The 1,200-nt window shown below is 71.6% G+C and carries 1 protein-coding gene and 1 pseudogene; both read left to right on the plus strand.

Features of this window, described 5'->3' with window-relative positions; translation table 11 throughout:
- Positions 1 to 1,040 (plus strand): 3-deoxy-D-manno-octulosonic acid transferase (locus CVM52_RS25890; protein ID WP_100165072.1); only part of this gene is annotated, 1,040 nt, incomplete at its 5' end.
- Positions 1,033 to 1,200, plus strand: a pseudogene (locus CVM52_RS27890) (glycosyltransferase family 1 protein); the annotation flags it as partial. The gene CVM52_RS25890 and the pseudogene CVM52_RS27890, both read left to right, overlap by 8 nt.

The following is a 1,200-nucleotide window of genomic DNA, read 5'->3' on the forward strand; positions in this document are numbered from 1 at the left end:
TGATCACCTCGGGCACCGCCACCGCGGCCGAGCTGATTGCCAAACGGATGCCGCCCCGCGCGCGCCACCAATTCGCGCCGCTGGATGCGCCGCGGCCGGTGGCGCGGTTCCTCGACCATTGGCGCCCCGACGCGGCGATCTTCGTCGACAGCGAGCTGTGGCCGCTGACGCTGGCCGAAACCCGCGCCCGCGGCGCCCGGCTGGCGCTGGTCAATGCGCGGCTGTCGACCAGTTCGGTGCGCGGCTGGAGCAAGTTCCCCGACACCGCGAGTTTCGTGCTGGACCAATTCGCCATCCTGCTGGCGCAGAACCCCGGCGCCAGCGCGAACCTCAAGCTGATGGGCGCCGATCCCGCACGGGTCCGCATCGGCGGCAACCTGAAAGCCACCGCAGCGCCGCTGCCGGTGGTGCAGGATGTGCTGGCGCAGCTGCGCGCCGCATTGGGATCCCGACCGCTCTGGATCGCCTCCTCGACCCATCCGGGCGAGGAAGAGGCAGTGCTGGAGGCGCATCGCCAAGCGCTGGCCCGCCACCCCGACCTGCTGCTGCTGCTGATCCCGCGCCATCCCGACCGCGGCGACGAGATCGCGGCGCTGACCCGGCGCGCCGGGCTTAGCCTGGCCCGCCGTTCGGCCGGGGAATGGCCCGAGCAGGACAGCCAGGTCTATCTGGCCGACACGCTGGGAGAGACCGGCACCTGGTATGCCGCCGCGCCGATCGTTTTCCTGGGCGGATCGCTGAAGCCCATCGGCGGGCATAACCCGTTCGAACCGGCCCAGGCCGGCGCGGCAGTACTGACCGGGCCGGGCTATTTCAACTTTACCGAAACCTATGGCCCGCTGATCGCGCTGGGCGGGGCGCGGGAAGTGGCGGATGCAGGCGCGCTGGCGCAGGCGGTTTCAGGCTGGCTGGACGCGCCCGAGCGGCTGGACCAGGCCCGCGACGCCGCCCGCCGCTTTGTGGCGGGGCAAAGCGCCTCGCTGGACGGGATTGTCGAAATGCTGTGCGCGGCGCTGGCACGGGAGCCGGACGATGGCTGAACTGTTCGTGACCAATTTCAACCGCAACTTCACCGGGGTCTCGGCCACCGCCGCCAACGTGCTGCGCCAGCAGGTGGGCCGCTATGACCTGCGGCTGGTCGGCCATCCCCTGCCCGGCTGTCCCGCGGCGATCGCGCTGGCCGAGGCGCGGGCGCTGTCG

This window comes from Pseudooceanicola lipolyticus, from assembly GCF_002786325.1.
In the GTDB taxonomy this organism is placed as follows: domain Bacteria; phylum Pseudomonadota; class Alphaproteobacteria; order Rhodobacterales; family Rhodobacteraceae; genus Pseudooceanicola_C; species Pseudooceanicola_C lipolyticus.